Here is a 25,464-nt window from a genome sequence, read left to right as displayed (position 1 = left end):
AGGAGCTGGCCCATGCATCTGCCCCCGCAACCCGCCGACGAACTCCCCCCGTGGTGGAAGGGGTGGCGAGGAGTCGCCGCCCTCGCCCTCGTGCTGGCGCTGATAGCCGGCGGCATCTGGTTCTTCCGGTCGGCCGAGGAGGACACCAGCTGCGCGGCGGGCCAGCCGGGGCTGTACTGGGACGGCACCGGCGCGCACCGGGAGTGCGTCGGTCTCACGAACGAGAAGGCGTTCGCCTTCGACCCGCGCCTCAAAGGCATCACCGACCGGATCGCGCAGGAGAACAGACGCGTCCGCGACCAGTGGGAGAAACCGGCCTCCGGGAAGAGCCGACTGCCCTACGTCAAGGTCGGTGTGCTGATGCCGTTGACGGAGAGCGACACCAGCGCGCTGCCCATCGAGGAGATCCTCACCAGCCTGGAGGGTGCGTTCGTCGCGCAGTGCCGGGCGAACGCCTGCCCCGAACTGTCCACGACCAGCTCCACCGGCGTCCAGGGCAGGACCCCGCTGATCCAGCTCGTCCTGGCCAATGAGGGCCGTAGCGAGACGCATTGGAAGCCGGTGGTGGCACAGCTCGCCGGCCTGGTCGACGGCGAACATCCCCTGGTCGCGGTCACCGGCATGGGGGTCAGCATCCCGGAGACCCAGGCGGCGGCCACCGAACTCAGCCGGCGGAAGATCCCCGCGATCGGTGCGGTCCTGACCGCCACCGACCTCAACGCGCCACGCCTGTTCAAGGTGTCGCCGTCCAACGTCGACTACGCCAAGGCGCTCCGCCGGTACCTCGACCACTCCCCGCTGGCCGGGCGCCGCGGTTACCTCGTCTTCGACAGCCGGGACGACAACTACGTCAAGACCATGCGCAGGGCGTTCGACAACGAATTCGGCGACTACATCGGCCGGCGGCGCGCCTCGTTCGTCGGCACCACCGGCCACAAGCCCGCGGGCATTCCCCGGCTCTTCTACAACGCCGTCAACAACATCTGCCTGACCAAGGCGCAAGTGATCTTCTACGCCGGGCGCGACCGCGACCTCGCCGATCTCATCCGTGCCCTGTCCACCCGCAGCCAGTGCGGCCACGACACGCCGATCACGGTGATGACCGGGGCCACCGGGGCGTTCGCGCAGGGCAAGCAGGTACGGGCGCTGCTCAGGGCCAGCAAGATCACCATTCTGGACGTCTCCGCGACCAGCCCCGATCAGTGGGTGCGCGGCGTCCATGCCCCGTCCGGCTTCAAGCCCTTCCACCAAGCCCTGCGGGACCTGCGCTTCCCCGACTCGGTGATGGACGACGGATACGCGATCATGCACCACGACGCCGTGCTGACGGCGATCTGGGCGACCCGCAACGTCACCGGCCAGACCGGCAAGGAAGCGCCCGACGTCCAGGACGTCTACAACGAGATCACCAACCTGCACGACGCCAGCACCGTCCCCGCGGCCGGCGGAGAGCTCAGCTTCGACGACGCCTCCCAAGGCTGGCCGCACAACAAACCGGTTCCCGTGATCCGACTGCCCGAGCCCCTCAAGGACCCGGGAGCGCCGTATCTGGTGCCCTGACCGGGGAGTTGGAAGGGGGCGGTGCAGGAGTGGCACCTCGTTTTCGTGAGGCTGCGCGCAACCGGAACCGCTCCCTTCTCGTCCTGGAAGCCGAGCTGTTGAATTGACACGGGCCCCTCCGCGGGGTCGCTCCGGGGTCTCTACGGGGTCTCTACGGGTGTGCCCGCCGCTCGGAGCGTTCCGGTGTGGGCGCGCCTCCCGCACCGCACCGGGTGAGGGGCACACCCGTACGCGGAGGCCTCTTGAGGCGGCGTCAACTTTGATGGTTAAACTTTTCGGTATCGACGTGGCGGCGGCGACGTCCAAAACAAGGGGAACTCGATGGGGGACGGACTCAAGGCCGACATCGGGTCGTTGCGTACGGGTGGCACCGATTTCGACCGGATCGGCAAGGACTACCAGTCCCTCGTCGACACACTGCAGAGCGCATTGACCTCCCTCGAAGGCCAGGACACGCCGCCTTGGGGCGACGACGACCTGGGGGAGAAATTCGGCGTCGTCTACGAGGGCCTGCGGGACGGCATGTACGAGTCGATGGGCCACCTCGCGGCGAAACTCAAGGAGATCGGCGGCGGGTTGAACAACATGGCCAAGAACCACGAGGCCGACGAGAACTTCAACGAGTCCATGATGAAGCAGCATGTGGCGAACGAAGAAGCGGAGAGCCAGCGGATCGCCCAGCTCAAACGGCCCAGCGTCTAGGACCGCCCGCCCCGTCCACCGCCAGGCCCCGGGCCGCGCCCGCCGCGTGGCCGACACCCCACACCCCTTGAGGGGCCCTTCTCGCCGGGCTCGATGACGCGACCCCGGTGAACGAGAAGAACGAGCAGTCCTTGATCCGTACGTACCCGAACCCCAGCCAGCCGAGGGAATCCCAGCTGTGTCGTTGATGCTTCCGGACGCACTTGAGTGGGTCCTCGAAATGCTGGGGTTCAACTGGCCCACGGCGGACGAGGACAAGTTGATGGAATCCGCCCAGAAGTGGCGTGATTTCGCGGCCGGGGTGGAGAACCTCCAGCACGAGGGCGTCAAGGCGGCCGGCAATGTGCTGTCGCAGAACTCCGGCGACTCCATCGACGGTTTCCACACCACGTGGGAGAAGTTCGCGGGAGGTTCGGGCTACTTCGCCGACGCCCGGAGTGCCGCCGACGCCATCGCCAGCGCGCTGGACGCCGCGGCCGGACTCGTCATCGGCATGAAAGTCGCGGTGATCGCCCAGTTGGCGATTCTTGCCGCGGAAATCATCGCGGCTCAGGCGGCGGCGCCGTTCACCTTCGGTTTGTCCGAAGTCGCGGCGGCGGCAGCGACCGCGGCGACCCGCGCGATCGTACGGAAAATCATCAAAGAGGTCGCCAAGCAGCTGCTCGACGCGGCCCTGGAAACGGCCAAGGAACCGGCCGTCTCGGCGCTGCAGGCCATGATCTCGGACGTCATCGCGCAGTCCGTGAACATGAGCTTCGACGCGCAGAACGGCTTCGACGCCGGCCGTACGGTCAAGAAGGGCGCCGAGGAAGGCGTCAACGCGCTCAAGAACTCCGGTCAGACCTTCGCCGAGTCGCTGCGTGACGGTGCGGGCGCCAAGGCGGGACACCACGTCCGCAACGGGATGGAGTCCGCCGCCGGGCACGGCTCCGACACGGACTCGGGCCATGATTCCGCCGCGGACTCGTCCAGCGGGAAGCACGGCAAGGGGCTCGGCGGCGCCGGCGCCGGCGAAGGGCAGAGCAACGGCGGTTCGGGCAGCGAGAGTTCGGGGACGGGATCCGGGACAGGTACGGGAGCGGGAGCTTCTGGATCTGGGGACGCGTCGTCGGGTGGTTCTTCCTCTTCGGCGGGTCATTCGTCGTCGGGTGGTCCTTCCTCCTCGGGCGGTCATTCGTCGTCGGGTGGCTCTTCTACGTCCGGTGATGCTTCGTCGTCCTCGGGTGACGGGGCGGCCTCGGGCTCTTCGGGTGCTTCGGGCTCTCCTGAGGGTGCTTCGGGGGGTGCTTCGGGTGGTGAGAGCTCGTCCGGTGGTAGCGCTTCGCACAGCGGCGGTACTGGCGGTAGCACTGGCCACGGTGGCGCCGGAGTCACGGCGAACTCCGCTCCCGGCGACTCGGGTTCATCGGCCGGCGCTCACGACAACTCCGTATCCGGTGGCGGGAACTCCCCGGACGGCGGGGCTCAGTCCGGGCCTTCGCATGCGGGCTCCCCGTCTCCGGACCGGCTGACTCCGTTCGATGCGGGGTACCGATCGCCGAGCGGCGGCGACGCGCCGTCGGACTCCTCTGCCGACCCCTCGCACGGCTCGTCCTCGGCCTCTTCCTCGTCCGCCACGCCGCCGACGCACTCGCCGTCGGCATCCCCGGATTCGACCACCCCTTCCTCCGACGCGCACCACTCCTCCGACGCGAACTCCCCCGACGCGCGCCCCTCCTCCGACAGCGGGGCTTCCCGACCCGATACGGCGCCGTCCTCCGACTCCGGGGGCCGGCCGGATGGGGCTCCCGCCTCCGACACCAGGGCGGATTCGGGGCCGGACGCCGGTGCGCGGCCGGACTCCGGCGGGCGGCCGGACTCCGGCGTGGAGTCGGATTCCGGCGTCAGGTCCGACTCCAGCGCCGGGCCGTCCCCGGACTCGGGTGGTCGTCCCGACGCGGACGCTACGCCCTCGCCGGAGTCGTCCCATGGCGACGGTGCGCCCACGCCGGACGCAGGACCGCGACCGGATCACGGGGCGTCTCCCGACCCCGCACACCCGGACAGCTCGCCCACGCCCGACACGGGGGCGCAGCACGACGGCCGGACTTCGCATACGCCCGCTCACTCCGACGGCGCGCCCGCCCACACCGGCAGCACGCCCAGCCACGCCGACGGCGCTTCCCCCGCGCCCGCCCATGCGGACGACAGCACCTCCGGACCGATCCAGCACGGCACCCCCGGCCCCGGCGACTCGGGCCCGGACGCCCACCAGTCGGCCCAGCACTCGCCGACGCCCTCGTCGTCCCCGTCCCCGTCCCCCGATCCGTCCCCGGACGCGTCCCCCTCGCCCTCACCGGATGCGGGAAGCCGGCCGGAGGCGCACGTCCCCTCCCCTTCGCCCGCACCGGACCACGCCCCCGCCGGCTCGGACTCCTCCGCCTCGCCATCGGGAGGCAACGGCGACAACGGCACCAACGGGACCGGCGGCCGGGTCGGTATGCCCTCGGGCGCCATGCCCCATGCGGCGTCGTCCCCTGCCTCGTCCGCTTCCTCGTACGGCGCGCCCCAGCAGCACACCCCCCACCAGGCGCACGACGACAACGACGTCACCATGCACACGGACAGCGCGACCACCTTCGCGCCGCCCCCCACCGGAATGCCGAACACGTCCCACTCCGGCGGCGATCCGTCCCCTTCCCAGCCGGCGCCGACTCCCGCCGCTGCCACGGCCACGCCCGGCGTCGCCATGGGCGGCGGCCCGGTGCCCACCCCGAGTGCCCCCGCCGGAGCACACGCTTCAGCGGGTGCTCCGCCCGCCTCCGCGCCCCCGCGTTCCACACCGGCAGGGAACGGCACACCGCCCCGCAGCACACCCGCCCGGGACCCCCGTACCGCGCCCTACGGCGACCCCCGCACCACTCCCCCGCGCCAGCGCCCCGGCACGCCCGACCAGGCCTCGCGTCCCCGGCCCACGCCTCCGCGCGCCGACACGCCCCGTACCGAACAGCCGCGCGGCAACGAGCCGGCCCCGCACCCGTCGCAGACTCCGCCGCCGAAGGAGGGACCGGAGAACCACGGTCCCGAGCCGAAGCCCGACACCGGCCCGGACTCCGCGAAGACCCCGGAAAACGGCACGCCCGACACGGGCCAGCCGGCACCCGACACCGCGCACCAGGGCGACCCCCAGGCAGACGGCAACAAGCCGGACGGCCATCAGCCCGACGACGGCAAAGACAACGACGCCAAGAGCACGGAGGACGCCGACAAGGCCAACGACGGTAAGAGCGACGGCCCTCAGGGCGACCATGCCGACACCGACGGCACGGACTCGCCCGAGTCGGACCCGAGCACGGACGCCAAGTCCGACGCCGACCCGAACGCGGACAAGGACACGGGCACGGACACGGACTCACAGCCCGATCCAGACGGGCCCGACGCGCATTCGGACTCGGACTCCGATCCAGACTCTGAGCCCCACTCGGACTCGGACGCGGAACCCGACTCCGACTCGGGCTCTGACTCCCACCCGGACCAGGACCAGGACCAGGGCCAGAACCCCGATCCGGACTCTGACGCGACCCCTGACTCCGACGCGGACACGAACACCGATTCTGATTCCGCCCCGGACCCGGACGCGGACGCGGACGCGGACACCGATTCCGACGCGCATGACGACCGGCCCGGCCTCGAGGACATCCGCGCCGGTATTCAGCAGGCCCCCGGCGGTCTGTTGCCCCCGGATCCGTCGGATCAGCAGGCACTCGTCGACGCCATCCCCCGGAACGACGACGGCACCCCACAGCGCTTTCCCGACCCGTCCGGGAACTGGGCCCAGTTGCAGAACGACGGTGGTCCGAGTGTTCCCGGCCGTTCCAACAACTGTGCCGACTGCAGCCGTTCGTTCCTGGAGACCTGGTACGGAAACCCGCAGGTCTCGGCGCCCCGTACGCCGGACCTCAATGCGGACGGCACTCCGGACCACTGGTCGCCGGAGACGGATGCCAACGAGAACATCATCAACTGGACCGGTGCGCCGCACTCGTACGCGGGCACCAGCCCGGACGGCCATGCCGCCATCGCCAACGACCTCCTGAAGGCCGGCCCCGGCTCGTCCGCGATCGTGCAGGTCAACTGGGCCGAGGGCGGAGGCCATGCGTTCAACGCCGTCAACCACGACGGCCGCATCGTGTGGGTCGACACCCAGAGCGGCGAGGTGAGCGAGAAGCCGATCAACACCAAGGGCGCCACGGATGTCTTCTACATCCCGCTGGACGCCGATCGGAACCCGCTCCATCCCGCGCAGGATCCGGCAGCCGATTCCGGCTCATCGGATGACGGCCATGCCACGTCGGACCAGTCCGACACCCAGCACGCCGACACCCGGCACGCCGACACGCAGCAGGGCGACGCACAACAAGGCGACGCACAGCAGGGCAGCGCACCGCACCCCGAATCGCAGCAGTCGCCTGACACACCGCAGTCCGACTCGCCGCACCCCGAGGTGCAACAGTCGCCCGACACCCCGCAGTCCGACTCGGAACCGTCCAACCCGCCACAGTCCGAATCGACCCAGGCCGACCCGTCACAGGCCGACCCGTCACAGTCCGACCCCTCGCAATCCAACCCGCCGCAGTCCGACTCTCCGCAGCCGGACGCCGCGCACTCCACCCCCTCACCGCCCGACTCGACACAACCCGACTCGTCGCAGTCCCACTCGTCGCAGTCCAACTCACCGGACGCCAACGACCCGTCGCAGAACCACCACAACACCTCGGATGCGAGCGACCCCGCCAAGCAGCCGACTGGTGACACCCCACACGCATCGCCCGGGAACGACACCAACCCGGGTGACGGCAAGCAGTCCACCTCGCTCTCTTCCGGGCCGTCTGCCGACGGCCGGGCCGGTGGACAGCCGAGGTCTCATGGTCACGACACCCAGGCAGCTGCGGGCGGCGCGCCCAGCCGGAACCCCGGTGACACCCCGTCGCGTGAGGCTGATCCCCAGGGCAACGACCCGAACCGGCCCACCCCGCCGCGGCCCGACACCACTCCCCCGGGCACGCCCGGCGGCCACCCGGACCGGACTCCCGTCGGCAACCGCCCGGACCGGGCTCCCGGCGACGGCCGTCCGCAGCAGTCTCCGCCCACCGGCACCCCCAAGTCGCCGGCTCCCGACGGGGGCGCGAAGCAGCCGGCTCCTGACGGCCGCCCCAAGCAGCCGACTCCCGACGCTCCCAGTGGGAAGCGGAAGGCCAGCAATCCACCGCCCACGGACAACCAGCCGTCGGGCTCCGGCACCGGGTCCTCGTCAGGAACTGGAAACCACAAGAGGCCGCGAACCGATCCGGACCACGAGGGCCTCGCCGCACTGAAGCTGGACGACTCGCCGTCGCCGCCGCACAACAACAACGACGACGACGCGATGGACGTCGACAGCAAGCCGCCCTACTCCGACCCGCACGACCGTGGTGAGAGCGACACCTCCGAGCAGGAACGGAAGGGGGACCGGACCCTCGACGCGGAGGACGAGGGGGCCAAGGAGTACGGGATTCCGCCGGACAAGCTGCAGAACGAGCTCCGGCGGGACCGCGACGTACACCGGGTTCCGCTCGACAACGTCCATGACCACCTGGACAGTTGGGCCAAGGACGGTCATCTGGCGGAGGTCATGCGGGCCTCGACCGGCGACGGCACTCCCTCTTCGGCCGATGCCGGAAAGGGTCCGCGCGCCTTCACCGAGCGTGATCTGGAGCAGCGGCTGCCCGGATACAAGGACCTGGAGCGCGGTGAGCGGCTCGCGGTCGTGGCGTCCCTGGCCCGGCTGAGCGTCGGATTCCACGAACAGCACGGCGTGGGCAAGAATCCGGAGAACGTCGACAAGCCGTACCGCAAGAAGGACGAGGCCGACCCCAAGCCGGACACCACGGACAGTGCGGCCAAGAATTCGGATGAATCGCTCGGTGTGCGAGGGCACCGGAAGAGCAGTGACAAGCTCCTCAACACCCTCAAACTCGACCCCATCCCGCCCAGCCTGAAGAACAACAGCCCCGACCTCACGGACCGCAATTACGCCGTGCTGGAGGTCGAGGGCCCGACACCCGGAGGCGGGACGCACTATGTCACCGACTCCTCGGTGCCGGTGGGCGAGAAGTACGTGTCCGGCCGGCACTCGGAAAAGCATCTCGCCGATTGGCTGAAGCGGGTCAATCAGGGCGACAACAAGTACACGCCCAAGGCCGTCTACACGGAGCGTGAGCCCTGCGGTATGGGGCAGGGCCATGCGAAGTGCTCAACGGTCCTGCGGGACAAGACACTCGACGACACGAAGGTGTACTACAGCACGACCTATCGCACCGACCCGGCCGATGTCGCGGCGAAGAAGAAGCTCGACACGGAGAAGACCTCGGAGAAGAAGAAGGTCGACAAGATGACGGCGGCCGAAGTGCAGCAGAACATCGCCGACCGCATCAACGCACGCTCCGACAAGTCCGCGGAACGTGCCGCCAGGGAGATCGCGGCGGCGCAGAATCTCGGCGAGGCGGACGCGCGCAAGGAACTCAAGAAGATCATCGACCGCGAGTACAACAAGCGGAAGGAAGCCTCGACGACGGAGGAGAAGCAGGCGATGGTCCGGGAGATGGACCGGCACATCGCCCACCTCGACAAGACCTGGCGGAAGATCCAGCCGAGTCTGATGTGACCGGACCGGGACCGAGCACGGCGCCACCGCCCCTGCCTGGGCGGTGGCGCCGTGCCGCTCCCGGCTCTCAGATGTCCAGTGCGCCCCTGAACCGGCCGTGCCCGACCTCCGGGCTGGTCACCGCGAGCCAGCCATGGCCCACCCGGTCGAGCACCTCGACGGTCGACGGCTGAATGGAGATCGAGGACGCCGCCTCCTCGGGATCGCGGACGCCTTCGGCGTACTCCTCGGCTTCTTCCGAGTCGTGGAGTGCGTCGCCCTCTTCCTCTTCTTCCCCTTCTCCCTCGCTCGCCCGAGCGGCCGCGTCCTGCATCAGGTCCCGTTCGAACTCCAGGGGTTCGCCGACCCATTCGGGATCGCCGTACGTGCGATGGCCACGCTTGTCCTGCCCGTTCTCCATCACCCACCACACCCGCGCGCCGTTGTACTCGTCCACCTCGTAGAAGTGGGCTTCCCGGCAATGGGTGCTGAGTTTTTCGATGGCCTGTGCCCAGTTGTCGTTGAGATAGTCCGCACCGTAGACGAGTCGCCAGCCGTCGAATTCGGGCGTGATGAACACGCGGTATTCCGTACTGGTGGTGCCATCGGCCGAGCGATGGTCGAGTGAATTCTCGTGGTGCAGGGCCGCGGAGACACCCAGGGCCGTGGTGACGGGGCGTGCGTCGTGGAGCTCCAGGGCACGGAGGATGTCCTTCACCTCCGCCCGCGGCACCGCCACCCAGGCATCGGACGGAAGGTCTCCGGGCGTTTCGTCCAGCAGCTTGACCTGTACGAGCCGCTCGACGGCCGCCCGGTCGGCCGGGCTCAGGGCATCGCCGCCGCCGACGCTCGCGAGCATGCGGAGCGCGGCCGGCCGCAGGTGGCCGGGGCCCTCGCTGCGCACCCTTCTCAGCGGCTCGATCGCCGCGGTACCGAGGCGCTGCACGCACGCCTCCGCCGCCGATCGGCCCGGTCCGTCCTCCTCGGCGAGCAACGGCAGCAGGTGCTCCACGACCGGTGCGCCGAGCGCGACCAGCCGGTCCGTCGCGGCCCTGCGCTCGTCCCGGTCCGCGGCTGCCAGTTGACGCACCAGCGCGGCGATGTCCTCACTCATGCAACGACCCTAACCGAGCAGGTGCCGGGCCTCCGCGGGGATGCGGCTCCGTGCGCGCTATCATCCCGTGGATCGCTCCGCGGCTCTCCTGACCCGCCGCGCCGATGGCTCGCATCATGATCACCGGGATGCGCCGGCGGCAGGGTACGGAGGCAGATTCCCGATTCCCTTGTGCACCCGGCCGAGTACCGGGCACACCGTGCTGGCCGGAAATCGTCGTGGCCGCCCTTTTCCGTGAATCTCGGATCTGCCTATGTTTCCCCAGGGATCGCCGTACCCGGAACCGCCGCTCTTTTCCAGCTCCCTACCCTCCTGGAGGACAGCACCTTGCCCAGCAAAGCCACGAACTCCACACACCACGTGAACTCCCCCGAATCCGAGCACCCCACGAACTCCCCCGACTCCACGGGATTTCCGCGCCAATTCGCCCGCACCCGCCGCTTCTCCCTCGGAGTTCCCCGGCATTTCACCGTCTCCCCCGACGGCAGCCGGGTCCTCTTCGTCCGCACGGTCTCCGGCACCGATCCCATCGGTCGGCTGTGGCAGCACGAGGACGGGACGGAAAGGCTGCTGGTCGATCCGGCGCTCCTGGTGGGGAACCCCTCCGGTGCGATCCCCGAGGAGGAGCGGCTGCGCCGGGAACGCGCCCGTGAACGGTCCGAGGGTGTGGTGTCCTACGCGACCGACGCCGCCGCCCGTCTCGTGGCGTTCGCCCTCTCCGGAGCCCTGTGGGCGGTGCGCACCGAGGGCGGGACACCGTTCTCCGTCCCGGCGGCGGGCCCGGTGGTCGACCCCCGCCCCTCCCCCGACGGCCGGCACATCGCCTATGTGAGCCGCCGGTCGTTCCACGTCGTCGAGCTGGGCGGCGCCGACCCGACCCGCGCCGATCCGAGCGGCATCGCTCCGAGCGGCGGCACCGACCGTCAACTGGCCCGTGCGGAGGGCCCGGACATCTCCTACGGGCTCGCCGAATACGTGGCCGCCGAGTCCATGCAGCGGATGCGCGGCTACTGGTGGGCTCCGGACAGCCGCCACGTCCTGGTGGCCAGGGTCGACACCGGCCCCGTGGAACGCCGTTACCTCGGCGATCCGGCCGATCCGACGAGGCCGCCGCGGGCCGTTCCGTACCCGGCGGCCGGCACCCCCAATGCGGAGGTGACCCTGCAGATCGTCTCGCTGGAGGGCGACCGGGTCGATGTCGAATGGGACCGCAAGGCGTACGAGTACCTCGTGGACGCCGGCTGGGACGCGCACGGCCCGTACCTCGCCGTACAGAGCCGCGACCAGCGCACCGTGCGCACCCTCGCGGTCGATCCGGCGACCGGCGCCACCGAAGTGCTGCACGAGCGGACCGACTCCGCATGGGTGGAGCTCGTCGGCGGCACCCCGGCGCGTACGGCGTCCGGTGCCCTGGTGCTCCCCGAGGACGACGGCGACACCCGGTATCTGACCGTCGGCGGCCGGCGGGTCACCCCGGACGGGCTGCAGCTGTGCGCGGTCCTCGGAGTCGAGGGCGAGCGGGTCTTGTTCACCGCGAGCGACGACCCGCTGGAGACCCATGTCTGGCGCCATGAGCCCGGCCACGGCTGCCGCCGGCTGAGCCGGGACCCCGGCCGGTACACCGGCGTGGGCCGCGGCGGCACGGTCGTCCTGGCGGGCGCGACGCCGCGGGGCGAGGAAGTCGGGGTGCTGCGGGAGCCGGGACCGAACGCGGCGGCGACGGACGACGACGCGCGCTATCAGGTCATATCCTCGCTCGCCGAGGAGCCGTTGGTCACCCCGCGACCACGCCATCTCCGCCTCGGCGAACGGCAGTTGCACGGCGCCCTCTTCCTTCCGTCGTGGCACGAGGAGGGCGCGGGGAAGCTGCCGGTGCTCCTCGACCCGTACGGAGGCCCGGCCCTGCAGGTCGTGGGACAGCGCCGCGGATGGACCGGCTGTGTGTCGCAGTGGTTCGCCGAGCAGGGGTTCGCGGTGCTGGTGGTCGACGGGCGCGGGACGCCGAACCGCGGCCCGGCCTGGGAGAAGGCCATCCACGGCGATCAGCTCACGCCCGCGCTGGAGGACCAGATCGACGCGCTGCGGGCGGCCGGGGCGCGCTTCGCGGACCTGGATCTGACGCGGGTGGCGATCCGCGGGTGGTCGTTCGGCGGATTCCTCGCCGCGGCCGCCGTGCTGCACCACCCCGACGTCTTCCACGCGGCGGTCGCCGGCGCCCCGCCCACCGACCAGCGCCTCTACGACACCCACTGGAAGGAGCGGTACCTGGGACACCCGGAGGAGCACCCGGAGAACTATGCGCGCTCCTCCCTCATCGGCCACGGCCATCTGCTGCGCCGCCCGCTGCTGCTGGTCCATGGACTGGCGGACGACAACGTGGCCGCCGCACACACCCTGCGCTTCTCGGCGGAGCTGCTCGCGGCGGGCAAACCGCACAGCGTGCTCCCGCTCCCCGGCGCCACCCACCTGCCGGCCGACGACGCGGTCAACGAGCAGCTGCTGCACTTCCAGCGGGACTTCCTGCTGGACGCACTGGCACGGGGCACCGACGGGGAGTGATGGGCGGAGAAGCGAGGGGGTGAGGAGGGGGTGAGGAGGGGGGACGAGGCCTTGGAGTGGTGAGGCCTTGAGGCCTTCAGTGGCCTGAGGGCTCGGAGGCCCGGGGACTCGGGGGCCCGGGATCTCTGGATCTCTGGATCTTCACCTCCCTCCCCCCTCCGACCTGGCGGTTCACCCCCCGGCGGTGCGCGTCTGCAAAGGAATGGTTCCGCGTTGAACACGCAGGACCGTCCCTGCGTATGGAGCTTGTGCAACGTCCGTGGAGCGGAACGCGCACCGAAGGCACCACCATGAACCGGAGGCACACCATGGCTCGACAGGCAGCGTCGCAGCAGGCGGAGACCGATGCGATGACGGCTACGGAGGAGACCGGCCCGGCTCCGGCAGAGCGCGGGGCGGCGCGGCGGACCGTCGTGGCGGCGGTCGGCGCGGCCGGGCTGACGGCGGCGCTCGCAGCCTGCGGAGGCAGCACGGCGGACGCGGGGAGCGGCGATGCCAAGGCCGCTGGTGGTGGCGATCAGGCCGGCAGCTCGGGGGCGAGCGGTGGGGGTGACGGCTCGGCCGGTGGCGACGCCGCCGGTGGGGGAACCATCCTCGCCAAGACCTCGGAGATCCCCAAGGGCGGCGGCAAGATCTTCAAGGCCGACAAGGTCGTCGTCACCCAGCCGCAGGACGGCGACATCAAGGCGTTCTCCGCGATCTGCACCCACGCGGGCTGCGTCGTCGGCGAGGTCTCCGGCGGCACCATCAATTGCATGTGCCACGGCAGCAAGTTCGACATCACCGACGGCAGCGTGAAGAAGGGCCCCGCCACCAAGGGTTTGGCACCCGCCAAGGTGAACGTCAAGGGCGGTTCGGTCTCCCTCGGCTGACGTCCGGCTGACGTCACGGCCACCCAAGCGCCCGCCGGGACCGCGGCCCCGGCGGGCGGGCGCCACGGGCGCACTGCGGACCGCCAGTGACGGACCATCAGGATTGCCTCCGGCCGGCAGAGCGCCCGCCGGGCCGGTTCATTCCTCGATGCCGTCTTCCAGAGCGGCCACCCGAGCTTTGTATTCGGCCTGCGGAATGTGCCCGAGCACCGCGAGACGTTCCACTTCGGCCGCCTCGGCTTCGTGGGAGATCTTGCGGCTCTGCTCTGCTTGTTCTCTGCTGTACTCGACGGCCTTGGCGCGCTTCCTGGACCGACTCCGCTGCAACTGCTCAGCGATCATCCGCCCGGTTTCTTCGAAGTAACTGTCGTGTACGCCCGACCACATTTCTCCCCCTCGTTCTCGATGGAAAGCGGGAGGCCGGATCCAAGATATCCCGGCTCCGGCTTCCGGGCCCCGCAGCAAGGCCACCAAGAGACGGCAGCACGACTGTTGTCCCCGCGCGAGGCCGCCACGCTCACTCGCTCGCTCATCGAGTCCGCCCGGACGGCCGGCGGGACAGCCAACTCACCCCACCTCGTCACCCACGCCAGAGCCGGAGCTATCGTTCACCATGGGCAGGCCATCGAACGACCCGACGGCCAACTTCAGTCCGGGGCAGCGAAGAAGGCCATGACGGCCGGGAGCCCGAAGGTTCCGAAGAAGGGCGAGCAGAAGTGCAGATCGTGGTCGATGATCTCTCCGGCCCGCAGATCGCCGAATTCCTCGACGAGCACGTTCAGGAGATGCGGTCCCTCACCCCGCCGGAGAGCAAACACGCCCTCGATCTCGACGCCCTTCGCCGACCAGAGGTCACGTTCTGGTCGGTCATGGACGGTGACGCCTTGGTGGGCTGCGGCGCGATCAAAAGACTGGACACCGTCCACGCCGAGTTGAAGTCGATGCGCGCAGCGCCGGCACGCAAACGGAGCGGAATCGCCTCCCTCCTGCTGAACCACATCCTCACCGAGGCCGAACGCATGGGCTTCACCCGCCTGAGCCTCGAAACCGGCGCGGACGAGTTCTTCCTGCCCGCCCGAAGGCTCTATGAGAAGTTCGGCTTCGCGTACTGCGAGCCCTTCGCGCACTACCGCCCCGACCCCAACAGCGCGTTCATGACGAGGACGCTCTAGCCCCTGGCCGAACTGGCACATCACGGGTGCCCAGCGGGAGGGTTCCGGGCAGTAGGCAGCGCATGCCGGACGGGCACGGGGAGCACCACCGCCGTCCTGCACGGCATCGCCGTCCTGCACGGCATCGCCTTCCCACTCGCGGGCGAGCCGGCCAGGGCGAAGCGGCGGCGTGGCCGCGGGCTCACGCTGGAAACGGGCCACCACCCCGGACCGCGACCAATCCCACGGCCGGCCCTCACCTCGTTCACCGCACCTAACCACCAAAGGCATCTTGACAGGTTAGCTGGAGCATGCTCGACTGAACGCGTGAGCGCATAACCAACAAAAGTCGAAAGAGAGGTTAGAGACATGACCTCCGCAGTCCACCACCGCACCGCCACCGTCAACGGCCTCGACGTGTTCTACCGGGAGGCCGGCGACCCGAAGGCACCCGCCGTGGTTCTCCTCCACGGCTTCCCGACCAGCTCACACATGTTCCGCCACCTGATCCCGGCGCTCGCCGACCGGTACCACGTGATCGCCCCCGACCACATCGGGTTCGGCCAGTCCGCGATGCCCGACCTCCAGGACTTCCCGTACACCTTCGAGGCCCTCACCGAGGTCACCTCCGGCCTGCTCCAGAAGCTGGGCATCGACCGGTTCGCGATGTACGTGCAGGACTACGGCGCCCCTATCGGCTGGCGGCTCGCGCTGCAGGCCCCGGACCGCGTCGCCGCGATCATCACCCAGAACGGCAACGCCTACGAGGAGGGCTTCGTCAAACCCTTCTGGGACGGCGTCTTCGCCTACGCCAAGGCCCCGGGCCCGGACACCGAGGGGCCCCTGCGCGGCGCCCTGACCCTGGAGGCCACCCGCTGGCAGTACCTGAACGGCGTCGCCGACCCGAGCCTGGTCAGCCCCGACAACTGGGTCCACGACCAGGCGCTGCTGGACCGGCCCGGCAACGACGAGATCCAGCTCAAACTCTTCCGGGACTACCCCACCAACGTGGACCTCTATCCGGCGGTCCACCAGTACTTCCGCGACTCCGAGGTCCCGCTGCTGGCGGTCTGGGGCGCCCATGACGAGATCTTCGGCCCCGACGGCGCCACGGCGTTCGGCCAGGACCTGCCCGATGCCGAAATCCATCTGCTCGAGTCCGGGCACTTCGCCCTGGAAAGCCATCTGGAGACCATCACCGAGCACATCCGCGGCTTCCTCGCCCGCGTCCTCGCCTGACGCGCTGAGGCAGGGGCCCCGGGCAGGGGGACTGAGGCAGGGACGGCGGAGTGAGGGGCAGCGCGGTAGCGGGGCCAGCAGCCCCCACGCGGCCCCGCCCAGGGGGCAGCGGCCCGAAGGCGCCCATCCGCCCATCCACCCGCCCCAGAGGTCAGCGACCCCGGCGGGGCCGCCTCCAGGTCGCCAGGACGTCTTCCGTGGTGGTGACGGTGGCGACCAGGGCAAGGGTGTTGCGGACCATCGCGGGAACGTAGTCGGCCGGCACCCCGGCGATGGCGTCCGCGGGCACCACGGCCGTGTAACCGAGGTTCACCGCGTCGAACACGGCATTGGGGACGGCCACATTTGCCGACACCCCGGTGACGACGAGCGTGCGGCAGCCGAAGTTGCGCAGCAGCGCATCGACCTCGGTGCCGGTAACCGGCGAGAGGCCGTGCAGTCTGCGCACCACCAGGTCATCGCCCGAGACGGGTATCGGGTCGGCGATGCGCACCGCCGTGGACCCGGTGAGCTGCTGAACGGGCAGCCGCTCGGCAGCCCGGAAGAGGCGGGCGTTACGGCTGGCTCCGCGGCCGTCGGGACGGCGTTCGGCCACGGCGTGCAGCACCTGGACGCCGGCCTCGTGGGCGGCCGCCACCAGCCGGGCGACATTCGCCAGCGCCCCCGACGTACGGAAGGCGTCGGCCAGTTCGGGCAGCGCACTGTCCGGACCGACCACGCCGCGCTGACACTCGACGGTGAGCAACACCGTCGAGGCCGGATCCAGTTGCTCGATGAGCCGTGCGGCGCCCGAAGACATCGCCTTCCCCTCCGTCGGACATGCTGCCGGACGTCATGCATCGGACCTGATGCGTCGGACCTGATGCGCCGAATCTGATGCGTCGGACAGTGATGTGCTGCCGGACCTGGTCCGGCAGTCGGTGCGAGCCGGGTGAGGGTACCGGGCATTGCGCGCGGCAGGAAGAGCCCTCATGCTTCCTGACACCTAGTCAGATTTGCCAGCGATGGCGGGCCGACGTCAGGCGAGCGGGTCGGTGCCCCATGAGCGGGGCGCACGGCGGAGGGTGAGGAACCATGGCCGACACACAGCGGCGCGGGCGCCGGATCATGATGACGCAGGGGGAGCTCGACGCGTTCCTCGCGGCGCAGCGCACCTGCCGGGTCGCGACGGTCGGCGCCGATGGTGCACCGCACGTCGGGGCGCTCTGGTTCGTCTGGGACGGCGCGGCGCTGTGGCTGTACTCGATCACCCGCAGCAAGCGGTGGGCACAACTGCGCAAGGACCCGCGGATCGCGGTGGTCGTGGACGACGGGCACGAGTACGGCGAGCTTCGCGGCGCGGAGCTCACGGGCCGCGCGGACGTCGTCGGCGAGGCCCCGCGCACCGGCGAGCCGTGCCCCGGGCTCCAGGCCCCGGAGCGGCTGTTCGCGGAAAAGTACTTCGGGATCTCCGAAATGCCGCACGACGGCCGGCATGCGTGGCTGCGCCTGACACCGGAGTCGGTCGCTTCCTGGGACTTCCGCAAGATCCCGGGGTGAGCGTCCGGGCCCGGGCCGGGGATGTGCGTGCGGGGGATGTGCGGGCGGGGCGGTCTTCAGGCAGGGGCGGTACGCAGGTGGGGCAGGTGGGGCAGGTGGGGCAGACGTGGGTACGGGTGCCGGTGCCGGTGCCGGTGCGGCAGCATGCGGGAACAAACGCCGCGCAGCGACAGGGTCGACCGGCTTACCGGACGTGATCGCGCCGTCCGCGATGTGATCACGTGTCCCCGGACGTGATCGCGTTGTCGGTGGTCTCTGCGAGAGTGGTGGGGGTCAGCCCGTTTCGGTACCGGCAGGGTGCGGGAGCGGGACGGTCCGGCCGCGACGGGCCGGGCGCCGAGGACGAAGGAGATCCGGTGAACGTGCTCTTCCCCGCGCTGCGCGACGCCTCGCCCGCACCCGCGCTGCGCTTCGGTGACCGCATCCTCAGCTATCGCCAATTGGCGTCGGTGGCGGGCGCGCTCGCCGAGCGGATCGCCGGTCAGACCCGTATCGCGGTGTGGGCGACGCCGACGCTGGAGACCTCGGTCGGTGTGGTGGCCGCGCTGCTCGCCGGAGTGGCCGTGGTGCCGGTGAACCCGAAGATCGGGGAGAGCGAGCTGACGCATATCGTGACGGACAGCGCGCCGTCGCTCGTCCTGGCGGAACCGGGCGCCGACCTGCCGGACCCGCTGGCCGCACTGCGCCGCGTCGACATCGAGGCCGCCCAGCCGCCGGAGGACGCCGTACCCGCCCCGCCGGCGTACGAACCGGGCGACGAGGCACCGGCTCTGATCGTCTACACCTCCGGCACGACGGGGCCGCCCAAGGGCGTCGTCCTCCCCCGGCGCGCCCTCGCGCACACCCTCGATGCCCTGGAGGACGCCTGGCAGTGGACGGCCGACGACGTCCTCGTCCACGCCCTGCCGCTCTTCCACGTCCACGGCCTGATCCTCGGCATCCTCGGACCGCTGCGCCGCGGTGGCAGCGTCCACCACCTGGGACGCTTCAGCACCGACGCGGTGGCCCGCGAGCTCGCCGGGGACGGCACGATGCTGTTCGGGGTGCCCACGATGTACCACCGGCTGGCCGTCGAGGCGGGCCGCGACCCCGCGCTCGCCAAGGCGCTCTCCCGCGCCCGGCTGCTGGTCTCCGGCTCGGCCGCGCTCCCCCTGACGGATCATGAGCGCATCGCGGCGGCCTCCGGCCGACGGGTGATCGAGCGCTACGGCATGACGGAAACGCTCATGAACACCAGCGTGCGGGCGGACGGCCCCGACGCCACGGGCACGGTCGGGGTGCCGCTGCCCGGGGTGTACGTCCGGCTCGTCGACGACGCGGGCCGGGCCATCGAGGCGAACGACGGCGAGACGGTCGGCGAGATCCAGGTCCGCGGCCCGAACCTCTTCGTCGAGTACCTCAATCGCCCCGATGCCACCGCCGCCGCTTTCGACGGAGGGTGGTTCCGCACCGGCGACATGGCGGTCCGGGACGCAGCCGGCAACTACCGGATCGTGGGCCGCAAGGCCACCGACCTGATCAAGAGTGGCGGCTACAAGATCGGCGCGGGCGAGATCGAGAATGCGCTGCTGGCCCATCCCGGGGTCGCCGAGGCCGCCGTCACCGGCGCTCCCGACGAGGACCTCGGCGAGCGGATCGTCGCCTGGATCGTCGTGGAGACCGGTCCGGACGCGGGCCCGGCCCCCTCCGCCCAGGAGCTCGCCGATCACGTCGCCGGCCAGCTCGCCCCGCACAAGCGCCCCCGCACCGTGCACTTCCTGGATGCCCTGCCGCGCAACGACATGGGCAAGATCCTGAAGCGTGAGCTCCGTGCGTAACGGCGGCCGGGGCCCGGCCGGGGACGAGGGCGGGGCCCAGGACGAGAACAGTGCCCGGAACGCGAACGGGAACGGCTCCGGGGGCGAGAACACCGCCGCGCACGGGAACGGGAGCACTGCCGCCGCACTCCCGTGCGCTCGCCTGACCGCCCGGCAAGCCATCGCGGCGGTCGCGGATACCTACACCGAGACCACCGTCCCCACCGGCCGTACGGCGACGGCGACGGCGACGGCCACGTCCACGTCCACGTCCACGTCCACGTCCACGTCCACGTCCACGTCCACAGCAGCGTCCGCGCCGGACGGCCCCCTCGGCTGGCACGGTTACGACGACGCACGGGCCCGTGCCCGCGCACGGACCGGTGAGGACGAGTCGGTGGTCACCGCGCTGGCGGTGATAGGCGGCAGGGAAGCGGTCGTGCTCTCCTTCGAGTTCCGCTATCTGGGCGGCTCACTCGGCGAGCGCACCGGCGACCGCCTTGAGGCGGCCTACACCCTCGCCCGCGAGCGCGGCCTGCCGGTCGTCTCGCTGATCGCCACGGGCGGCAGCCGAATGCAGGAGGGGATGCGCGCGCTCACCCAACTCCAGCGGGTGGCACGCCAGTCGGCGCTGAACCGCGCCGCGGGCCTGCCGCAGATCGCCGTGCTGCGCGATCCGACGACCGGCGGCGGCTGGGCCACTCTCGGCGCGTCCGCCGATGTGATCCTGGCGCTTCCCGGAGCACAGATCGGCTTCGCGGGCTCGCGGGTGCGCCCTGCGGACGCGGACCCCTTCGCCTACTCCGCCGAGGGCCAGCTCGCCACCGGCCATCTCGACGCCGTCGTCCCACCCGATCAGTTGCGGGGAACGCTCCAGCGATGGCTGCAACTGCTGTGCCCGCCCGGGGAGTCCCGCCCGCGCACCGTGGAGCCGGCATCCCCGCCGTCCGCGCTGGGCGCCCCCGAGCTGCCCGAGACCGGCTGGGATGCGGTGGTCCGCGCCCGTGAGTCCGGGCGGCCGCGCGCCGAGGCGTATCTGCGCGCGTACTTCGACGACCGGGAGGAGATCAGCGGCGACCGCTGCGGCGGCGTCGACCCCGGGACACGCTGCGGCTTCGGCCGCCGCGAGGGGCGCACGATCGCCTTCGCCGCCCAGTGCGGCACGGCCACCCGCCCGGCCGGCTTCCGTACCGCCGCACGACTGGTCCGGCTCGCCGACCGGCTGGGTATACCGGTCCTCACCCTCGTGGACACCCCGGGCGCCGCCAACGATGCCGAGGCCGAGCGGGCCGGCGCGGGGGCGGCCATCGCCGATGCCTTCGCGGCGCTCGCCACCGCCGAGGTGCCGGTCACCTCCCTGCTCATCGGCGAGGGCGGATCGGGCGGCGCCCTGGCCCTGGCCGCACCGGGCCGGCTGTGGGCGACACCGGACAGCTACTTCTCCGTGATCGCCCCGGAGCTGGCCGCGGCCATCCTCAAACGCGACGCAGCACAGGTCCACGACACCGCCGACCAACTCCGCATCCGCCCACAGGACTTGCTGGAACTGGGCGTCATCCAGGGCATCGTGCCACCCCCCTGACAGGGGAACAGGTGCGGGACGGCGCTCCGGCCGGCCTCAGGAGCCTCCGGCCGGCCTCAGGAGCCCTCGACGAGCTTCCCGGCCGCGCGGAGCGCCCCCACCGCGGCCCGGATCGAGGGCCTGCGGTCGGCGTCGGCGCGCCAGATGGCATAGACGTGGCGGCGCATCGTATGACGGACGGGCACCACGCTCACCCCCTCCGGCACCGGCCCACGGCCGAGACGCGGAGCCACCGCGACGCCCAACCCGGCCGCGATCAGGGCCAGCTGGGTGTGGTGCTCCTCCGCCATGTGCGCGATGCGCGGCTCCACGCCCTTGCCGCGCAGAGTGAACATCAGCCAGTCGTGGCAGAACTCCCCCTGCGGCCAGGAGATCCACTCGTCGTCCGAGAATTCCTCCAGCTCCACGGACTGCCGTCCGGCGAGCGGATGCGTGGACGGCATGGCCACATCGGCCGGATCGTCCAGGAGCGGGGCCTTCGCCAGCCCTTCGGGCAGGGACAGCGGCCGGTTGTACCAGTCCAGGACGACCGCCAGATCGAAGTCGCCGCGTACCACGCCGCGCACCGAATCGTCCGGTTCCACCTCCGTCAGCCGCGCCCGCAGCTGAGGGTGCTCGGCGCGGAGGGTGACCAGCGCGGCGGGGAAGAGTCCCCGTGCCGCGGTGGGAAACGCACCCATCCGCAGCTCGCCGACCGCCTGCCCGCGATGCGCTTCCAGTTCCGCCTGTGCCAGCTCGACCTGGGAGAGGATGCGCGCCGCATGGTCGGCGAGCAGCCGCCCGGCGTCGGTGAGCCGGACCCCGCGCCCGTTCTTCGCCAGCAGCTGCTGTCCGGTCTCCCGCTCGAGCTTGGCGATCTGCTGCGAGACGGCGGAGGTCGTCACATGCAGTCCGTCGGCGGCGGCGCCCACCGATCCGTGCCGGGCAATCGCGCTCAGTGTCCGCAGGCGATCAAGGTTCAACATATAAGCAATGCTAAGCGATACCTCCCACGAAATCTCGCTTGTGCTACGAAGTTGTACGCCGCATCGTGGTCGTCATGAGCACCACCACCGGCACACCCACCGCCTCTGCCGCCACCCCGAACTCCCCGGCCACGACCGCGTGCCCGGCCGCCGACGAGCACCCGACGGCGGCCGCGCGCACCTCGCCCCGCACCGATGCCGCGTCCGCCTCGTCCCGTACAGCTGCCGCCTGCGCCTCGTCCGGTCTCGGCGCAGCGGCCGGCTCGTCCCGCTCGGGCAGCGCATCCACCCCCTCCGGCCCCGGCACCGCGGCCTCAAAGGACACCGGCCGGGCCATCGGCTGGCAGCTCCGCTTCGCCGCCCTCTCTCTGGTCTGGGGCTTCAGCTTTCTCTTCATCAAGGTGGGCACCGAGGGATTCGCCCCTCTGCAGGTGACGCTCGGCCGGGTGGCGTTCGGTGCGCTGGTGCTGCTGGCCATAGTCGTGATCAAGCGTGAGCGGCTCCCCCGCTCTCCCCGCACCTGGGCTCATCTCACCGTGGCCGCGTTCTTCCTCAATGCGCTGCCGTTCTCGCTCTTCGCCTACTCCGAACTGACCATCCCCTCCACGCTGGCCGGCATCTGCAACGCCACCTCCCCGTTGTGGGGCATGGCCCTCTCGGTCGTCGCGCTCTCCGAGGACCGTCCCAGCCGGCGCCGGGTCGCGGGGCTGGGCCTCGGATTCCTGGGCGTGCTCACGGTGCTCGGCGCCTGGCAGGGCTTCGCCGGCACGGATCTGACGGGCACCGCGATGGCGCTGGGCGCCTCGCTCAGCTACGCCATCGGCTGGATCTACGTCCGCCGCACCCTGGCGGGCGTCCCGCACTCCCATCTGTCGATGTCCAGCGCCCAGCTGCTCCTGGCGACCGCACAACTGGCGGTGGTGACACCCCTGTTCACCACCGCACCGGCCCACTACCCGGTCGTCCCACTGCTCGCCGTCTTCGTCCTCGGCGCCCTGGGCACCGGCTTCGCCTTCCTCATCCAGTACGGGCTGGTCGCCGAGATCGGCCCCACCACCGCCCAGATGGTCACGTACTTCATCCCCGTGATCGCCACCGCGGCCGGAGTGGCCCTCCTCCACGAGCAGCTCAGCTGGAACACCCCCGTCGGCGCCGTCATCGTCCTGGCCGGCGCCGCCCTCACCCAGAGCAGGCCCCGCCCCACCTCCCCGCCGCTCCCCCAGCCCGGCCCGACCACCGACTGACACCCCCCGGGGCACCGCCCCCGGCTGCCCAGCCCGTCCCTTACCAACCCCTGTGCCCTGCACCGCCGCCGCGGGACTCAGGGGCGCGGGGCGCGGGGGTTCCCCACATGCTCCCCGTGCGCGCTCTCTCCTCTCCCTCTGCCTCGATCCCCCCGCCCCTCCCCCGCTCCCCCACCCACCAAGCCCCGTCAGTCATCCATCAACTGCCCGCACTCCCGCAGCAGTTCCTCACCGCGCGCCAAGCCTGCGGCAACCGCTCACAAGCCCACCGCACCCATTGCACGAGCAGCAGCCCGACGGACATCGCGACAGCCCACCCCACCGCGCCGAGCACCCCCTCGGCCCACGCCTCCTCCCACCCCGACACACCGCCTCACCCACAGGGCTGCCCCCACCGCCTCACCCGCACCCCGCTCCCTCCGCACCCCACGCCTCCGCCCCCTCACTCATACCGCCGCATCTCCCCCACCCCCGTCGCCGCGGCAACGGCGTCCGCCACCGGGGTGATGTCGTCGTCGGAGAGGGCGGAGACGGTGATACGGATGCCAGGCGGGGAGGCCATCCGGAAGCGGGCGCCGGGGGCCACCGCCCAGCCGGAGTGCAGGAGGCGGGCCACCGCGCCGGTCTCGTCCGGGACCGGCACCCATACGTTCATTCCGCTGCGCCCCCGGGCGTGGACCCCGCGCTCCGCCAGCGCCCGTATCAGCCCGTCACGCCGCCGCCCGTATGCCGCGGCCACCGCGGCCGGGTCCACCGCGGACGTCCGCCAGAGGTGGACGACCGTGTCCTGGAGGAGATGGCTGATCCAGCCCGGCCCCAGGCCCTGACGTCCCCGCACCCGGTCGATGGTCAGCGCATCGCCGGTGAGCACCGCCAGGCGCAGGTCCGGGCCGTACGCCTTGGCCGTCGAGCGGACCAGGACCCAGTGGTCGGTGACGCCGGAGAGCGGATGGAGCGGGAGGTCGACGATGCCGTGACCGTGGTCGTCCTCGATGAGGAGGGCTGCGGGGTGCGCGGCCAGAAGGGTGCGGAGTTCGGTGGCGCGGGCGCGGCTGACGGCGGCTCCGGTGGGGTTCTGCGCCCGGTCGGTGATGACGACGGCGCGGGCGCCGTCCTGGAGCGCGCGCGCCAGCGACTCCGGCAGCGGGCCTTCGTCGTCCACCCCGACCGGGGCGGGGCGCAGGCCGAGAGCCGGGATGAGGTCGAGCAGACTGCCCCACCCCGGGTCCTCCACCGCCACGGTGTCGCCGGGCCGCAGATGGGCGGCCAGCACCCGCTCGATGGCGTCCAGTGCGCCGCTGGTGACGGCGACGGGGCCGGCCGGCACGCCGTCGCCGTCGAACGCCGCGCGGGCGAGGGCGGCAAGGTCGTCGTCCACGGCGGGCGTGCCGTAGAGCACGGGGCGCTGCGCGCTGCGCGCGGCAGCCTGTGCCAGCGCCCGTTCGAGCGGGGGCAGCAGGGACGGGTCGGGGTTTCCGCCGGAGGCGTCGCGGACGCCCGGCGGGACCTCCACGCGCAGCGCCTCGCGTGGCGTGCTCGCCGGACGGGGGCGCACCCGGCTGCCGCGCCGGCCCGCCGTTTCGATCACCCCGCGGTCACGGAGCGTGCGGTACGCGGCCGCGACGGTATTCGGATTGACCTCGAGATAGACGGCCAACTCCCTTAGCGGGGGCAGGACTTCGCCCGGTTGGAGCTCGCCCGCACCGACGGCTCGCTCGACACTGGCGGCAATCTCCGATGCGCGCCGCCCTTCGATCCGATACTCTCCTAGCACAAACATGATTATGCACTAGTACAATGGAGTTGGCAATGGCCCGAGCCGAGGCGTACGAACCGACCGCGCGCACGATCCCCACGCGCGCCCGTGACCGCGCGGCCTACGACCAGGAGACGGTGCACACCATCCTCGACACGGGATACGTCTGCCATCTGGGCTTCGTCCGCGACGGCTCCCCCGTCGTCCTGCCGACGCTCTACGGCCGCGTCGGAGACCGCCTCTACCTGCATGGATCGACCGGCTCGCGTCCACTGCGGATGGCCGGCGAGGCGCCGGATGCCGGCTTGGAGGTGTGTGTCACCGTCACCCACGTCGACGGCCTGGTGCTGGCCAGGTCCGCGTTCCACCACTCCATCAACTACCGCTGCGTGGTGGTGCACGGCACCGCACACCAGGTGACGGACCCCGAGGAGAAGAAGGCGGCTCTCGACGCGCTCGTCGACCATGTGCTGCCCGGACGCGCAGCGGACTCCCGGCCGGGGAACGCCAAGGAACTGGCCGCGACCGCCGTGATCCGTCTCGACCTGCGCGAGGTCTCCGCCAAGATCCGCAGCGGCGGCCCCGACGACGAGCCGGAGGACCTCGCGCTGCCGTACTGGAGCGGCGTCCTGCCCGTGGCACCGGTGTACGGCGCGCCCATAGCCTCCGACGACCTGGCACCCGGCATCCCCGAGCCGGCGTACCTCTCCGCCCGCTGAGGAGC

At 71.2% G+C, this 25,464-nt stretch carries 17 protein-coding genes; 12 read left to right on the top strand and 5 right to left on the bottom strand.

The window, feature by feature from the left end:
• The first annotated feature begins 12 nt into the window (after positions 1-12).
• From AB0411_RS11115 to AB0411_RS11105, 3 genes are all read left to right on the top strand, one after another.
• Positions 13-1,560: an ABC transporter substrate-binding protein gene (locus AB0411_RS11115; protein ID WP_366416980.1), complete on the top strand. Its 1,548-nt coding sequence runs from the start codon at positions 13-15 to the stop codon at positions 1,558-1,560.
• A gap of 321 nt (positions 1,561-1,881) precedes the next feature.
• Complete coding sequence (locus AB0411_RS11110) at positions 1,882-2,262, top strand: hypothetical protein (protein WP_366416979.1); 381 nt, start codon at positions 1,882-1,884, stop codon at positions 2,260-2,262.
• A gap of 187 nt (positions 2,263-2,449) precedes the next feature.
• On the top strand, positions 2,450-8,944 hold the full coding sequence (locus AB0411_RS11105; protein WP_366417388.1) for a toxin glutamine deamidase domain-containing protein: 6,495 nt from the start codon (positions 2,450-2,452) through the stop codon (positions 8,942-8,944).
• A gap of 67 nt (positions 8,945-9,011) precedes the next feature.
• Here AB0411_RS11105 and AB0411_RS11100 read toward each other — a convergent pair whose 3' ends face one another.
• Positions 9,012-10,037 carry a HEAT repeat domain-containing protein gene (locus AB0411_RS11100; RefSeq protein WP_366416978.1) on the bottom strand — a complete coding sequence of 342 codons (1,026 nt, stop codon included), beginning with the start codon at positions 10,035-10,037 and terminating at the stop codon, positions 9,012-9,014.
• A 360-nt stretch (positions 10,038-10,397) separates the two neighbouring features.
• On the opposite strand from AB0411_RS11100, the gene AB0411_RS11095 reads away from it, so the two are divergent.
• Positions 10,398-12,596, top strand: coding sequence for a S9 family peptidase (locus AB0411_RS11095; RefSeq protein WP_366416977.1), 2,199 nt, complete (start codon positions 10,398-10,400; stop codon positions 12,594-12,596).
• Between the two features lie 350 nt (positions 12,597-12,946).
• Complete coding sequence (locus AB0411_RS11090; protein ID WP_366417387.1) at positions 12,947-13,468, top strand: Rieske (2Fe-2S) protein; 522 nt, start codon at positions 12,947-12,949, stop codon at positions 13,466-13,468.
• A gap of 138 nt (positions 13,469-13,606) precedes the next feature.
• Here AB0411_RS11090 and AB0411_RS11085 read toward each other — a convergent pair whose 3' ends face one another.
• Entirely contained in the window at positions 13,607-13,810 is a 204-nt protein-coding gene (locus tag AB0411_RS11085) for a hypothetical protein (RefSeq protein ID WP_366416976.1), read from the bottom strand.
• 374 nt (positions 13,811-14,184) lie between these two features.
• On the opposite strand from AB0411_RS11085, the gene AB0411_RS11080 reads away from it, so the two are divergent.
• Together AB0411_RS11080 and AB0411_RS11075 are read left to right on the top strand one after the other, a co-directional pair.
• On the top strand, positions 14,185-14,640 hold the full coding sequence (locus AB0411_RS11080; protein ID WP_366416975.1) for a GNAT family N-acetyltransferase: 456 nt from the start codon (positions 14,185-14,187) through the stop codon (positions 14,638-14,640).
• A gap of 348 nt (positions 14,641-14,988) precedes the next feature.
• Positions 14,989-15,858, top strand: a complete 870-nt coding sequence (locus AB0411_RS11075; protein ID WP_366416974.1) for an alpha/beta fold hydrolase — start codon at positions 14,989-14,991, stop codon at positions 15,856-15,858.
• Positions 15,859-16,009: 151 nt separating this feature from the next.
• On the opposite strand, the gene AB0411_RS11070 is transcribed toward AB0411_RS11075, so the two are convergent.
• On the bottom strand, positions 16,010-16,657 hold the full coding sequence (locus AB0411_RS11070; RefSeq protein WP_366416973.1) for a cysteine hydrolase: 648 nt from the start codon (positions 16,655-16,657) through the stop codon (positions 16,010-16,012).
• Between the two features lie 275 nt (positions 16,658-16,932).
• Here AB0411_RS11070 and AB0411_RS11065 point away from each other — a divergent pair, with 275 nt between their 5' ends.
• The 3 genes from AB0411_RS11065 to AB0411_RS11055 all read left to right on the top strand — a co-directional run bounded on the left by AB0411_RS11065 (position 16,933) and on the right by AB0411_RS11055 (position 20,775).
• A complete protein-coding gene (locus AB0411_RS11065; protein ID WP_366416972.1) occupies positions 16,933-17,397 on the top strand; it encodes a pyridoxamine 5'-phosphate oxidase family protein in 465 nt (154 codons plus the stop codon).
• Between the two features lie 356 nt (positions 17,398-17,753).
• Positions 17,754-19,214, top strand: coding sequence for an acyl-CoA synthetase (locus AB0411_RS11060; protein ID WP_366416971.1), 1,461 nt, complete (start codon positions 17,754-17,756; stop codon positions 19,212-19,214).
• Positions 19,215-19,374: 160 nt separating this feature from the next.
• On the top strand, positions 19,375-20,775 hold the full coding sequence (locus tag AB0411_RS11055; protein ID WP_437041898.1) for a carboxyl transferase domain-containing protein: 1,401 nt from the start codon (positions 19,375-19,377) through the stop codon (positions 20,773-20,775).
• A 56-nt stretch (positions 20,776-20,831) separates the two neighbouring features.
• On the opposite strand, the gene AB0411_RS11050 is transcribed toward AB0411_RS11055, so the two are convergent.
• Positions 20,832-21,740, bottom strand: a complete 909-nt coding sequence (locus AB0411_RS11050; protein ID WP_366416969.1) for a LysR family transcriptional regulator — start codon at positions 21,738-21,740, stop codon at positions 20,832-20,834.
• A 74-nt stretch (positions 21,741-21,814) separates the two neighbouring features.
• On the opposite strand from AB0411_RS11050, the gene AB0411_RS11045 reads away from it, so the two are divergent.
• Positions 21,815-22,984: a DMT family transporter gene (locus AB0411_RS11045; protein WP_366416968.1), complete on the top strand. Its 1,170-nt coding sequence runs from the start codon at positions 21,815-21,817 to the stop codon at positions 22,982-22,984.
• A gap of 442 nt (positions 22,985-23,426) precedes the next feature.
• Here AB0411_RS11045 and AB0411_RS11040 read toward each other — a convergent pair whose 3' ends face one another.
• A complete protein-coding gene (locus tag AB0411_RS11040) occupies positions 23,427-24,758 on the bottom strand; it encodes an aminotransferase class I/II-fold pyridoxal phosphate-dependent enzyme (protein ID WP_366416967.1) in 1,332 nt (443 codons plus the stop codon).
• A gap of 35 nt (positions 24,759-24,793) precedes the next feature.
• Between AB0411_RS11040 and AB0411_RS11035 the strand changes: the two genes are divergently transcribed.
• Positions 24,794-25,459, top strand: coding sequence for a pyridoxamine 5'-phosphate oxidase family protein (locus AB0411_RS11035; protein WP_366416966.1), 666 nt, complete (start codon positions 24,794-24,796; stop codon positions 25,457-25,459).
• Positions 25,460-25,464: the final 5 nt, after the last annotated feature.

The organism is Streptomyces angustmyceticus (assembly GCF_040701845.1).
In the GTDB taxonomy this organism is placed as follows: Bacteria; Actinomycetota; Actinomycetes; order Streptomycetales; family Streptomycetaceae; genus Streptomyces; species Streptomyces angustmyceticus_A.
Note: the sequence above shows the minus strand (reverse complement) of the source record. Positions and strands in the feature narration are given on the sequence as shown.